The sequence below is a fragment of the Micromonospora sp. NPDC049048 genome, from assembly GCF_043197615.1.
GTDB lineage: Bacteria > Actinomycetota > Actinomycetes > Mycobacteriales > Micromonosporaceae > Micromonospora.
On the sequence record NZ_JBICTM010000002.1, the window covers coordinates 505,055 to 517,697 of the forward strand.

10 protein-coding genes are annotated in these 12,643 nt (G+C 71.8%); 8 read left to right on the top strand and 2 right to left on the bottom strand.

Annotation, left to right across the window (positions count from 1 at the left end; genetic code table 11):
- The first annotated feature begins 65 nt into the window (after nt 1-65).
- Both ACGFIG_RS07710 and ACGFIG_RS07715 read left to right on the top strand, forming a co-directional pair.
- A complete protein-coding gene (locus tag ACGFIG_RS07710) occupies nt 66-1,778 on the top strand; it encodes a dolichyl-phosphate-mannose--protein mannosyltransferase (RefSeq protein ID WP_393000309.1) in 1,713 nt (570 codons plus the stop codon).
- 443 nt (nt 1,779-2,221) lie between these two features.
- On the top strand, nt 2,222-2,875 hold the full coding sequence (locus ACGFIG_RS07715) for an HNH endonuclease family protein (RefSeq protein WP_393000311.1): 654 nt from the start codon (nt 2,222-2,224) through the stop codon (nt 2,873-2,875).
- Nucleotides 2,876-2,920: 45 nt separating this feature from the next.
- On the opposite strand, the gene ACGFIG_RS07720 is transcribed toward ACGFIG_RS07715, so the two are convergent.
- Nucleotides 2,921-3,190, bottom strand: coding sequence for a hypothetical protein (locus ACGFIG_RS07720; protein WP_393000313.1), 270 nt, complete (start codon nt 3,188-3,190; stop codon nt 2,921-2,923).
- Nucleotides 3,191-3,355: 165 nt separating this feature from the next.
- Here ACGFIG_RS07720 and ACGFIG_RS07725 point away from each other — a divergent pair, with 165 nt between their 5' ends.
- The gene (locus tag ACGFIG_RS07725; protein WP_393000315.1) at nt 3,356-4,012 is read left to right on the top strand and encodes a 4'-phosphopantetheinyl transferase; all 657 of its coding nucleotides are present in this window, start codon (nt 3,356-3,358) and stop codon (nt 4,010-4,012) included.
- A 463-nt stretch (nt 4,013-4,475) separates the two neighbouring features.
- The gene (locus tag ACGFIG_RS07730) at nt 4,476-5,297 is read left to right on the top strand and encodes a hypothetical protein (RefSeq protein WP_393000317.1); all 822 of its coding nucleotides are present in this window, start codon (nt 4,476-4,478) and stop codon (nt 5,295-5,297) included.
- A gap of 84 nt (nt 5,298-5,381) precedes the next feature.
- Here ACGFIG_RS07730 and ACGFIG_RS07735 read toward each other — a convergent pair whose 3' ends face one another.
- On the bottom strand, nt 5,382-6,071 hold the full coding sequence (locus ACGFIG_RS07735; protein ID WP_393000319.1) for a hypothetical protein: 690 nt from the start codon (nt 6,069-6,071) through the stop codon (nt 5,382-5,384).
- A 740-nt stretch (nt 6,072-6,811) separates the two neighbouring features.
- Here ACGFIG_RS07735 and ACGFIG_RS07740 point away from each other — a divergent pair.
- From ACGFIG_RS07740 to ACGFIG_RS07755, 4 genes are all read left to right on the top strand, one after another.
- Nucleotides 6,812-9,124, top strand: a complete 2,313-nt coding sequence (locus ACGFIG_RS07740) for a M14 family metallopeptidase (RefSeq protein ID WP_393000321.1) — start codon at nt 6,812-6,814, stop codon at nt 9,122-9,124.
- Nucleotides 9,125-9,235: 111 nt separating this feature from the next.
- Nucleotides 9,236-10,015: a class I SAM-dependent methyltransferase gene (locus ACGFIG_RS07745; protein WP_393000323.1), complete on the top strand. Its 780-nt coding sequence runs from the start codon at nt 9,236-9,238 to the stop codon at nt 10,013-10,015.
- A 108-nt stretch (nt 10,016-10,123) separates the two neighbouring features.
- Nucleotides 10,124-11,326: a S8 family peptidase gene (locus ACGFIG_RS07750; protein WP_393000325.1), complete on the top strand. Its 1,203-nt coding sequence runs from the start codon at nt 10,124-10,126 to the stop codon at nt 11,324-11,326.
- Between the two features lie 62 nt (nt 11,327-11,388).
- The gene (locus ACGFIG_RS07755) at nt 11,389-12,612 is read left to right on the top strand and encodes a S8 family peptidase (protein ID WP_393000327.1); all 1,224 of its coding nucleotides are present in this window, start codon (nt 11,389-11,391) and stop codon (nt 12,610-12,612) included.
- Nucleotides 12,613-12,643 lie beyond the last annotated feature (31 nt).

A 12,643-nucleotide genomic window follows, 5' to 3' on the forward strand; every position in this document is an offset into this window, starting at 1 on the left:
GACGGAGGTACCGGTTTCGGAGACGACGGACGCCGCCGGGCACCTTCGCAGCCTACGATCGCCGGGTGACGAGTGCGTCGACAGCACAGAGCGCGGGCCAGGCGGGACCGGATCCCACGGACGGGAGCCCACCCCAGGGGTCGTCCCCGACCTCCGGCGGCGGGGTTCCGGGTGTCGTCCGGCGCCGGCTGGCCACGGTCGAGGCCGGGCTGGACGGGCGTTCCTGGCTCGCCACCGGCGTGATCGTCGCGATCGCGGCGATCCTGCGCTTCGTCGGCCTGAGCCACCCGCCCGGCAAGATCTTCGACGAGACCTACTACGCCCGCGAGGGCTGGGCGCTGGTCGAAAAGGGCGTCGAGTGGAACTTCAAGGACAACGGCCCGTCCTACGTGGTCCACCCGCCGTTGGGCAAGTGGCTGATCGGGTTCGGCGAGTGGGCCTTCGGCTACTCCGACGCCGAGCACGGCATCTCCGCGCCGGGGCACCTGATGACCACCGCGCCGGAGTTCGGCTGGCGGTTCTCTGCGGCGGTCGTGGGCACCCTGTCGGTGCTGCTGCTGGTCCGCATCGGCCGGCGGATGTTCCACTCGACCGTGCTCGGCTGCACGGCCGGCCTGCTGCTCGCGCTGGACGGCTTCCACCTGGTGCTGTCCCGCACCGCCCTGCTCGACATCTTCCTGCTGTTCTTCGTGCTGGCCGCGTTCGGCGCTCTGGTGCTCGACCGGGACGCCCGGCGGCGCCGCTGGGCCCGGGCGCTGGAGGCCGGCCTGGATCCGGGCCGGCCGGGGCGGGCCGGGCGGCCGGCGGGCGGCTGGCGGAACTGGCCCTGGTGGCGGCTCGCCGCCGGGGTCCTGTTCGGTTGCGCCTGCGCGGTCAAGTGGAGCGCGCTCTATTTCCTGCCCGTCTTCGCGCTGCTGGTGATCCTCTGGGAGGTCGGCCTACGCCGCTCCGTCGGCGTACGCCGGCCGTGGCGGGACACCCTCCTCGACGAGGTGCCGTGGCTGGTGCTGGCCGGGGTGCTGATGGTGCTCACCTACGTCGGCACCTGGTCCGGCTGGCTGCTCAGCGACGACGGCTACTACCGGCTCGCGGAGCGCTACCCGAACGCGCCGCTGAGCGACACCCCGGTCTTCGGCGCGCTCAACAACCTGATCGAGTACCACAAGGCCGCGTACGGCTTCCACACGGGCCTCGACGAGCCGCACAAGTACCAGTCGTGGCCGTGGCAGTGGCTGCTGTTGGGCCGGCCGGTGGCCTTCCACTGGTCCCCGGACGGGCCCTGCGGGGCGGCGAGCTGCGCCTCCGAGATCCTGCTGCTCGGCACCCCCCTGCTCTGGTGGTCGTTCCTGCCCGCCCTGGCGGCGCTGGCCTGGCTGGGCCTGGCCCGGCGGGACTGGCGGGCGGGGACGATCCTGCTCGTCGTGGCGGCCGGCCTGCTGCCCTGGTTCTGGTTCGCCCTCGACGGCCGGACGATGTTCTCCTTCTACACGGCGCCGGCCCTGCCGTTCCTGGTGCTGGCGGTGACCTACGTGCTCGGCGCGATCGTCACGCCGGCCGGCCCACCGGGAACTGTCGCCGCGCGGGCGGGCGACACCGGGCCTCCCGCCGTGGAAGCGGTCGAGGCCCGGGACCGCAGGCTCGTCGGCGGGGTGATCGCCGGGGCGTACGTCCTGCTGGTGGCGCTCTGCTTCGCGTACTTCTATCCGATCTTCGTCGGGAAGGTGCTGCCGTACGCGGAGTGGTCGGCGCGGATGTGGCTGGACGGCCGCTGGATCTGACGCGCGGCACGGCACCCGTCACGCGCGGCGGGTGCACGGGAAACGGGCCCGCACGCGGTGGCGTGCGGGCCCGTTCGACGTAGAAGCGCGCCCCGATCGCCTGCCACGGGGGAAGCGGGCGATTGGGGCGCGCATCAAGAGCTTAACCACCCCGTACCACCGACACAACGGGTCGACTTAGGTCAGATTTCCGACCTACGCGACACCGAACGGATGGTTTACATCCGACACTTAACGGTCCGTCATCTCGCGCAAACGGTACGGATCGACCGCCGACCGAACCCCGAGTTCGGCACATGTTGCTGCTGGCGCGATTCCCACGACCCACGAATTCCCGTAACGTATCGATCGATTTGGTTCTCCAGCCATCTCGGGTCCGGTCCCTCGGCACCCGGGTCGGTTGCACTGTCGGCCAACCCCCGATCGATCGGACGGAGTTCGCGATGTCCCGTACCCTCCGCTGGACCGGCGGCCTGCTGGCCGCCGTCACCGCCGCCACCCTCGGCCTGTCCGCCCCCGCCCACGCGGCGACCGTCTCGGTGCCGTTGCGCACCCTCATCGCCGACCTGCCGGTGGCCACGGAGAACCGCACCGGCTACTCCCGCACCCTGTTCCCGCACTGGATCGACGCGGACTCCGACGGCTGCAACACCCGGTACGAGGTGCTGATCGCCGAGGCCACCACCCGGCCCACGGTGGGTTCCGGCTGCAAGCTCACCGGCGGGCGCTGGCGCTCCTACTACGACGCGGCCACCTGGACCGACCCGTCCGACCTGGACATCGACCACATGGTGCCGCTGGCCGAGGCGTGGGACTCGGGCGCCCGGAACTGGACCACGTCGCGGCGGCAGGCCTTCGCCAACGACCTCGGCGACGTCCGGTCGCTGGTCGCGGTGACCGACAACGTCAACCAGTCCAAGGGCGACCAGGACCCGACCACCTGGCTGCCGACCTACGAGAAGTGCCGCTACGTCGGCGAGTGGGCGGCGGTGAAGACCCGGTGGCGGTTGACCGTCGACAGCGCCGAGAAGAGCGCGTTGACCAGCCAGGCGAGTTCCTGCACGAACATCACGATCACGGTGACGCACGCCTACTGACCGCCGGCGCCCGGGGACGACGGAGGTGTCGCCCCCGGGCGCGGGTCAGGGAATCCGGGGGCTCCGGGGCAGCCAGCCGATGAACCGGCCCTGGAGGGAGGTGCCGGACGGCGCCGGCAGGTCCTGCGCGGCGGCCGCGAGGCAGGAGCCCAGGTAGACGCTGAGCATGGCCCGGTCGACCCGGTACTCCTCCAGCAGCCGGGACCGCTTCACCGCGCACGGCCAGTCGGCGCCGCAGGTGTCGCAGGTCCAGTCGGGAGCCAGCGGAGCATGCTCGCCCGTCCCCGTTGCGGAGGAATCCGCAGCACCGGTCATCGCACTCCCTCTCCGGTTTCACGTGGGCCCGCCCCGGGCGGGTCGTCCTCGACAGTGGATCGCCGCGGCACGGCGACGCACTGTCAGCGCCGCAGGACGCTCCGGCGTTACGCGGTGCGGTACCTTCACCAACCATGCGTGGGTCGTACCTGTCGGGAGGCGGCGATGCGTGACCTGCTGCCGCCGGCCGTCGCGGTGGCCGTGGCCGAGGCGCCGGACTGGTCAGGCGGGCTGCTGCCGGCCGAGCGGGCCTGCCTGGGCGAGCGCGCGGTGGAGAGCCGCCGCCGCGACTTCACCGCCGGGCGGGTCTGCGCCCGCCGGGCACTGGCCGCCCTCGGCGTGCCCCCGGTCGCGGTGCCCTCGGCGGCGAACCGGGCGCCGGTCTGGCCGGCCGGCGTGGTCGGCGCCATCACCCACACCAACGGTTACTGCGCGGCAGTCGCGGCCCGCGCCGACGAGATCCGCTCGGTCGGCATCGACGCCGAGGGGCACCGCGAGCTCAACGCGGGCGTACGCCGGATGATCTGCCTGCCCGAGGAGGAGGAGCGGTGCGCCCACCTGCCGGCGGGGATCTCCTGGCCGGCGGTGGTGTTCAGCGTCAAGGAGACGGTCTACAAGGTGTGGCACCCGATCGTCGGCACGTGGCTGGACTTCCACGACGCCCTGGTGGAGCTGGACCCGGACGCCGGCACGTTCCGCGCCCGCATCGCGTCGGCGCGGCGCGACGCCGCCCCCGTGACCGATCCGCCCGAGCTGGTCACCGGCCGGTTCAGTGTCGACGACGCCCTGGTACGCACCGCCGCCGTGCTGCTGCCCGGTTGACCCGGGGCACCGGATCCGAACAGGGGAGAGCGGCGGCGCTGTCGGAGACGCGAAGATGGTCCGTCGTCCGCGCACGGTAGCGTCAGCCGCGTTGCCCCCTCGTCAGCTGCCTAGGAGTACGGTGAGTCACCCCCCGCCCCCTTACGGGCCCCAGGATCCGCACCAACCGACCCCGGAGCAGCCGCCGGCCCAGACGCCGCAGTTCCCCGCCGGACAGGGTGGCCATCCTCCGCAGCCGCCGACCTCCGGCGCCGGGCAGACCACAGGGGACCCGTGGGCCCCGCTCCCGCCCGTGCCGCCGCAGGCGCCGGCCAACGACCCGTGGGCAGCCCCGCAGCCGCCGACCAACGACCCGTGGGCAGCTCCACAGCCGCCGGTCTCCGGCGCCCCGCAGCCGCCGGTGTCGGGCGCACCCGGAGAGCCGTGGGCACAGCCGCCCGTCTCCGGAGGGCCGGTGCCCCCGGTGTCCGGGACGTCGCAGCCGCCGGTCTCGGGTGCGCCGGGCGTGCCGTGGCCCGCCCCGCACCAGCCGATCTCGGGCACCCCGTACCCGCCGGTGTCCGGTACGCCCGGCTACCCGCCCGGGCCCGGCTACCCGCCCGGCGCAGCCGGCTATCCGCCCGGTGGTCCCGGCTACCAGCCCGGCGCGCCCGGCTTCGCGCCCGCCGGCCCCGGCTACCCGCCGGGTCCGGCCGCCCCGTCGCAGAAGAAGACCGCCCTGATCATCGTGGCCGTGGTGGCCGTGCTGGCCCTGCTCTGCTGCGTCGGCGGCGCCGTCGCGCTCTTCGCCAGCGCCGACAAGGCGGCGGACGACCTGCGGAAGGCCCTGCCCACGCCGGGAGTCACCGACCTGGCGCCGGACGGCCCCCCGCCGGCCGGCAACGGCGAGACCTCCAACCTGCGGCCCGGCGCGACCCTGGTGGTCTCCGACGACGAGGGGACCATGGAGATCACGGTCACCCGGTTCACCACGGAGACCAAGGGCTGCCGGACGTACGCCCCGGACCCGGACAAGGGCATGTACCTGATCGCCCACGTGACCGCGACGGTGACCAAGGGCACCAGCTCCATCAACCCGTTCTACTTCGAGTGGGTGGCCGACAACGGCACCCGGGTGAACGGCCTGGCGAGCGCGCTCTCCGGCTGCGGCGACATGCTGCGCTCCGGCAACGACCTGCCCGTGGGCAGCAAGCGGGAGGGCACGGTGGTGGTCAACGTGGCCGACAAGAACGGCCGGCTGGAGTACCGGCACAAGTTCCGGACCGCGGGCTCCTGGAAGCCGTGATCCGTACGCGGTGACGCGGGAGGCCGGTCCCCGAGGGCCGGCCTCCCGCGTCGTTTCCGGCGCTCACCCCGCCGGCCCCGCCCGTCAGTGCCCCCGCTCCAGCAGGTCCGCGACCGTCATCAGCGGGTTCACCAGCGACGGCACCAGGGCGGGATCGTTCAGCCGGCCGGGCCGGTAGGTGAGCAGCTCCGCGCCCCGCACGCTCCAGGCCGGCACAGTGCCCGCCAGGTGCGCGGCGATCAGGGACGGCCCGAGGAGCGCCTGCTGCCCCGGCGCCGCCGCGCCCACCCGCCACTGCCGGTCGAACTCCTCGTGCCCGGTGGCGTAGGTGTCGCTGCCGAACAGCGCGCGGCCCAGCTTCGAGATCGCGTGGCGCGGTCCGACCGCGACCTCCGGGAACTCCCGCCGCAACCACACCGAGCAGACGACGTACGTGTGGGTGTGCGAAGTGGTCGTCGGGTTGCCGTCCGAGCCGGTCGAGCTGTGCGTCTCGGTGTACGCGTACTCGGCCACGCAGACGGGCCGGCCGTACGTCGTCCCGGTCAACGCGAACCGCACACCCCGGCGGTTGCGGCCCGGCACCCGGTCGGTCCAGGTGATCCGGGGCCGCTCGACGTACGTCCAGCCGTACTGGCCGGCCCACTGCCGCCAGCGTTCCCGCCGCTCCCGCTCCCGCCGGCTGGCCGTGACGACCAGCGCGACGAGGCCCGTCACGAGGAGGACGGCGACGGCCCCGCAGCCGGCCATCCAGAACGCGTTCGTCATCGGCTCCACGGGCGGCAGCGTAGTGACCGGCCGCACCCGAGCCGGCCCCGTGTGAGCCGGATCGTCCGCCGCTGGCCTCGTGGTGGGTCGTCACCGCAGGGTGGATCTGACCAAAGTGAACAAGCCAATCGATAACCACATACCGACCAGTCGACCGCGAACCATGACGCCAGCGCCCAGGAGCCGTCCGACACCGGGTGCCGGCACGCCGAAATCACCGAGGATCACCCTGAGCGTCGGGCCAAAGGGTTGATCAAACGGCTCAGGCGATGCAAAGATCCTGGTCAAGCCAGGTCGTCGACGTGGCTGTCGCATCCCCCGCCTCAGTTCCGCTCACGCTCCGCACGGCCCTCGACGCGATCCGTCGAGGCCTGGATCGCCGTGGGCGGACACCCGACGCACCGCATGAGACGCATTCAGCCCGCTCGCAACCGGCACCCTTCTCCGACGCGATCCGTCGAAGCCGGACTCATCGTGGGCGGACGCACCATGCCCGTTCCTCACCGAATCGGCCCGGTCCGTCCCGCACTCGGGCCGGCCACGATCATTCACAGCCACAGACAGAAGGAGAGAGTATGCGAGGCAGACAGCCACGCATCGTGCTTTTCGCGATGTCCGCCCTCGTGGCAACCGCTTTCGTGGCGGCCGCGCCTGCGGGCGCGGACCCCACGAACCCCGCCGCCGGCTCGAAAGCCCACGGCGCGGGTCATGATGCAGGCCACGTACGCATCAAACTGACCGGCTCCGACATGCTGTACAAGCTGGTAGCCGCCGGCTACGACATCGAGCACGGCCTCACGCGCGTGCCGGACGGCATCGAGGGCGAGGCGCACGTCGACGCCGCGGAGATCGCCGAACTCAAGGCGATGGGCGTCAAGATCCTCGGCGAGAACGAGGGCTTCACCTGGAGCGACGTTGCCGACGGCGGCTTCCAGGCCGTCGGGGCACGGGCCGCTGCCCAGCCGCTCGCGCGGTCGACGCAGCTGACCGAGGCGAACGACTCGACGGTACGGGTCGTCCGCGCCGACTGGTTCACCACGAAGGGCCAGGGCTTCCTCTACGTCGAGGCGCGGACCACCGAAGGCAACCAGAGCAACCCGGTCGTCCTGATGCAGCTCGAGAACGACTCGGGCGTCGGTACGTCGTTCGGCTTCGCCCGGACGATGAGCCGCTTCGTCGACTCCGGGCAGTACATGTTCCACCGGAACCTGTTCAAGCTGGACGCGCGTCCCGACCAGATCAAGGTCACCAGCTCGACCGGTGGCGTCGTCACCGGCAAGGTCTCCAACTGGCTCGAGGACGCTCCGCCGCCGCTGACGGACAACCCGGGCTACAAGTCGGACTTCATCGACGGATACAAGCACCCGCAGCAGCTCTTCCAGCGCGCTGAGGAGATCGCCAAGCAGTACCCGGACATCGCCGAGATCGTCTACCTGCCGTACAAGACGAACGGCTACCAGCGCAAGGCGCAGGCCACGATCGGCGGCACCGGGCAGTCGGCGGTCGTCGTCAGCTCGGCGGCGTGGGGCCACGAGGGTGGCAACGACATCACCGTCGAGTTCGTGGAGCGGCCGGGTGCCAACCTTCCGCTCAGCGTCGACGTGTCGGGCAAGGCGGTCCGCGTCCAGCTCGCGAAGGACGCCAACGGCGCGCTCGCCAGCACCGCCGCGCAGGTGGCGGCGGCACTGGAGACCCAGTCCCAGGGCCTGATCGACCGGGCGCACCCGTACCGCACCAACGCGGGCACCGGGCTCGTCGTGCCGACGTTCGCGCCGGTCGCGCTGAGCGACTTCCTCGACCAGAAGCGCGTCGGTGCGCCGGAGGGCGAGGTGCCCCGCGGCGAGGCCACCATCTCGGTCCTCCGGATCGGCAAGCACCGTGACGGTCGCAACCCCGGTGTCCTGATCCAGGCCCAGGACCACGCCCGTGAGTGGGTGCCCGCGACGACGACGCTGGAGACGGCCGAGCGTCTGGTGCACAACTACAAGACCGACCAGGAGACGAAGAAGATCGTCCAGAACACGGACATCTTCCTCATCCTGTCGAACAACCCCGACGGCGCGAACTACAGCTTCTACAACTACGCCTCGCAGCGTAAGAACATGACGAACCACTGCGAGGACGCGAACGCCGATCCGGACCGCCGTAACCAGTGGGGCGTCGACCTGAACCGGAACTACCGGGTCGGGTCGGCCCAGGACGGCTACTCCGGTGGCTCGTCGCTGTGCACCAGCGGCACGTACCAGGGGCCGGAGAAGCTCTCCGAGCCCGAGGCGAAGAACATCGTCTGGCTGGTCGAGAAGTACTCGAACATCAAGTTCATGATGTCGGTGCACTCCAACGGCGGCCAGCTGTTCTGGCAGCCGGGCGCCTACATCGCGGACGGCCGGGTCACCACGCCGCGTCCGCCGCTGGGCGACGAGGCGTTCTACTGGCAGTCGGCCGGCCGGATCCTGTCGCAGGTCAAGGCGTACCGGGAGACCGTCGTCACGCCGGAGAACGTTGGCGGCTCGTCGGACGTCCTGTACTCCTCCGCGGGCAACGTCCGTGAGGACCTCTACCACACCTACGGGATCTACGCCTTCGGCTGGGAGGTCGGCGGCTCGATCTACAACCCGACCACCGGCAACTGGCAGGGCGGCTCGTTCCAGCCGGCCTGGGAGGGCGACCCGGCGCTCGTCAGCGGCCACTCCGAGACCATGGAGTACGCCAACGGGATCATGGAGATGTTCCGGATCGCGGCGGAGTGGGGCAACGACAAGAAGAAGCCGACGTCCGAGCTCGTGCCCGGCGGCGGCAGGTACACCGGCTCTGTCGACGTGCGCTTCGAGACGAGCGAGCCGGCCACCATCTACTACACGACGGATGGCAGCCGGCCCACCCTCGAGTCGCCGCGCTACCAGGCGACGGAGTTCCGTGAGCCGGGGCAGGTGTTCCGCATCACCGAGACCACCACGTTCCACTGGTTCTCGGTCGACGCCTCCGGCAACGTCGAGAAGGGCTACGACCCGGAGAAGAACGGCAAGAACTACCGCTCGGCGACGGTCACGATCGTCAAGTAGGTAGCGCCCGTCCGGTAAGCCATTGCCCCGTCGGTGCGGTCCCCCGCATCGACGGGGCAATGCGCTTCTCCGGTGATTCAGCGCCGCGGCCCCGACCGTTAGCGTGGGGCAATGGCTCTTGACCCGGTAGCACACAACCGCACCGCCTGGGACCGGCAGGTCGAGCAGGGCAACGAGTGGTCACGCCCCGTCTCCACCGAGACGATCGCCAGGGCGCGGGCCGGTGACTGGTCGGTCGTCCTGATCGGCTACCGCCCCGTCGACCGTTCCTGGTTCCCCGCCGATCTCCCGGGTACGGACATCCTGTGTCTGGCCTCCGGTGGCGGGCAGCAGGGCCCGACGCTCGCCGCGGCGGGGGCCCGGGTCACCGTCTTCGACAACTCGCCCCGGCAGCTCGAACAGGACGAGTCGGTCGCTCGGCGGGACGGGCTGGAGCTGCGTACGGTCCTCGGCGACATGCGCGACCTGTCGGCGTTCCCGGACTCCTCGTTCGACCTGGTCTTCCATCCCGTGTCGAACCTGTTCGTGCCCGAACTCGCGCCGGTGTGGCGGGAGTGCTTCCGGGTGCTGCGACCGGGCGGGACGCTCCTGTCCGGCTTCCTCAACCCGGACGTCTTCCTCTTCGACCACGAGGCCCTGGACCAGCGCGGCGAGTTGGTGGTGCGCCACCGGCTGCCGTACAGCGACCTGACGCACGTCCCGGCGGCGGAGCGCGAACGCCTGTGGGGCGCGGACGCACCGTTGGAGTACAGCCACACGATGACCGCGCAGATCGGCGGTCAGCTCGCCGCCGGCTTCGTCATCGCCGGCTTCGAGGAGGCACCGCACCACTCCGACGCCACCGCCGGCTGGCTGCCCGGCTACTTCGCCACCCGGGCGGTCAAGCCGTGACGACGACCGCAGCCCGGTGGTATGGGGATTCCGGTATGGGTCACGCGACACCCTGACGCATAGACTTCTTTCGATTAACTCTGCGCGCCTGTCGGAGAGGACCGGAAGATGGCCTACCCACGCACGCGCCACGCGCGTCAGCTGCTCGGCGCCCTCGTCGCGATCGCGACCGGCGTCGTGGTCACCGCCGGGCCGGCGATGGCGGCGCCGGCGGTCGGCGAGATCCGGCTCGCCGACAGCCCGAACGCGGTCGCGGGCAGCTACATCGTCGTACTCAGGGACGCGGCCGTGGGCGCACGGGCCGGCACCGCACAGGCCCGCGTCGCGGTGCCCGACAAGGCCGGAGAGCTGAGCAGGCGGTACGGCGGCAAGGTCACCCGGGTCTACGGCGCGGCGGTCAACGGCTTCGCGGCGACGCTCAGCACCTCGGCCGCGAAGCGGCTGGCGGCCCACCCCGACGTCGCCTACGTCGAGCAGGACCAGGCGGTGTCGATCAACGCGACCCAGCCCAACCCGCCGTCGTGGGGGCTGGACCGGATCGACCAGCGCGACCTGCCGCTGAACCAGGCGTACACCTACCCGAACACGGCCAGCAACGTACGGGCGTACATCATCGACACCGGCATCCGGTTCTCGCACAGTGACTTCGGCGGGCGGGCCGTCAGCGGCTACGACGCGGTCGACGGCGGGTCGGCGGACGACTGCAACGGGCACGGCACACACGTCGCGGGCACCGTCGGCGGTGCCACGTACGGGGCGGCCAAGGGAGTCCAACTGGTCGGCGTACGGGTGCTGGACTGCTACGGCAGCGGCACCTACGCCGGCGTCATCGCCGGGGTCGACTGGGTGACCCGGAACGCGGTCAAGCCCGCGGTGGCGAACATGAGCCTCGGCGGCACAGCGAGCAGCACGTTGGACAACGCGGTCACCAACTCGATCGTGTCCGGCGTGACGTACGCCGTGGCGGCCGGCAACTCCACGGCCAACGCCTGCAACTCCTCCCCCGCCCGGGTTCCCGTCGCGATCACCGTGGGCGCCAGCACCAGCACCGACGCGCGTGCGCCGTACTCCAACACCGGGGCCTGCCTGGACATCTGGGCACCGGGCTCGTCGATCACCTCGGCCTGGTACACCGGCAACACCGCGACCAACACCATCAGCGGCACGTCGATGGCCGCGCCGCACGTGGCCGGCGCGGCGGCGCTGGTGGTGTCCGTCACCAACTGGCCGCCGAACCTGGTCCGCGACCACCTGGTCGCCAACGCGACCACCGGCAAGCCGGCCAGCCCGCTGCTGTTCGTCGTGAACTGACGGTGCCCGCGCGCCCGGGCGCCTCGGCGGCACCGGCGTGAGCACCAGGGAGGACAGACGCCATGACAGTTCTCAGCAGCGGTCGGCGGGTGCTCGCCACCGGCCTCGCGATGGTCACGGCCCTCGCGGTGGCGAGTCCCGCCCCGGCCGTCGCCGGGATGACCGGACAGATCCGGGCATCCGGCAGCGCCACCGCCGTCGCCGACAGCTACATCGTCGTCCTGCGGGACCCGGCGGTGGGCGCCACGGCCGGCACCCGGCGCGCGATCGACGCCGTCCCGGACCTGGCCGCGGGGCTGGCCCGACGGTACGGCGGCAGCGTCACCCGGGTCTACGGCGCGGTGCTCAACGGGTTCGCGGTACGGCTGACCGAGCCGGCCGCGAGACGACTGGCGGGCCACCCCGACGTGGCGTATCTCGAACAGGACCAGACGGTCACCTCCGACGCCGTCCAACGGCCCACGCCCTCGTGGGGCATCGACCGGATCGACCAGCGCGCCCTGCCGCTGAACCAGACCTACAACTTCGAGTACGCCGCCAGCGGGGTGCGGGCGTACGTCATCGACAGCGGCCTGTACCTCTCGCACTCCGACTTCTACAACGGCCGGGCGACCAGCGGATACGACGCGATCGACGGCGGGCAGGCCGACGACTGCAACGGGCACGGGACGCACGTCGGCGGCACCGTCGGCGGCCGCCAGTACGGGGTGGCCAAGGACGTCAAGCTGGTCGCCGTACGCGTAATCGCCTGCGTACGGCCCAGCACCGTGTCCGAGGTGATCGCCGGCGTGAACTGGGTGGCCGCCAACGCGGTGAAGCCGGCGGTGGCGATCTTCGCCCACAACACCTCGGCCTCGACCGTCCTCGACCAGGCCGTCGGCACGGCCGTCACCTCCGGCGTCACGTTCGTCGTCTCTGCGGGCAACGACACCGCCAACGCGTGCGGCTACTCCCCCGCCCGGGTGCCGACGGCGATCACGGTCGGGGCGACGTCGCAGACCGACCAGCGGGCCGCCTGGTCCAACACCGGGGCGTGCCTGGACCTCTTCGCCCCCGGCGTGGCCATCACCTCCGCCTGGTACACCAGCTCCATGGCGTCGTCGAGCGCCAGCGGTACGTCGATGGCCGCCGCCCACGTGGCCGGGGCCGCCGTCCTGATCCTCGCGGCGAACCCGACCTTCACCCCGGCCCAGGTGCGCGACGCCCTCGTGGCGCAGGCGACCGTGGGGATCGTGCCCAATCCCGGCACCGGCTCGCCCAACCGCCTGCTCTACGTCGGCCCGTGACCGGACCGCCAGGTGGCCGGGGACCGGCGTG

Excerpts from the sequence above, each read along its gene's own strand:
- ACGFIG_RS07715 (WP_393000311.1), top strand. The coding sequence starts at position 2,222 with ATGTCCCGTACCCTCCGCTGGACCGGCGGCCTGCTGGCCGCCGTCACC.
- ACGFIG_RS07720 (WP_393000313.1), bottom strand. The coding sequence starts at position 3,190 with ATGACCGGTGCTGCGGATTCCTCCGCAACGGGGACGGGCGAGCATGCT.
- ACGFIG_RS07725 (WP_393000315.1), top strand. The coding sequence starts at position 3,356 with ATGCGTGACCTGCTGCCGCCGGCCGTCGCGGTGGCCGTGGCCGAGGCG.
- ACGFIG_RS07740 (WP_393000321.1), top strand. The coding sequence starts at position 6,812 with ATGCTGTACAAGCTGGTAGCCGCCGGCTACGACATCGAGCACGGCCTC.
- ACGFIG_RS07745 (WP_393000323.1), top strand. The coding sequence starts at position 9,236 with ATGGCTCTTGACCCGGTAGCACACAACCGCACCGCCTGGGACCGGCAG.
- ACGFIG_RS07750 (WP_393000325.1), top strand. The coding sequence starts at position 10,124 with ATGGCCTACCCACGCACGCGCCACGCGCGTCAGCTGCTCGGCGCCCTC.
- ACGFIG_RS07755 (WP_393000327.1), top strand. The coding sequence starts at position 11,389 with ATGACAGTTCTCAGCAGCGGTCGGCGGGTGCTCGCCACCGGCCTCGCG.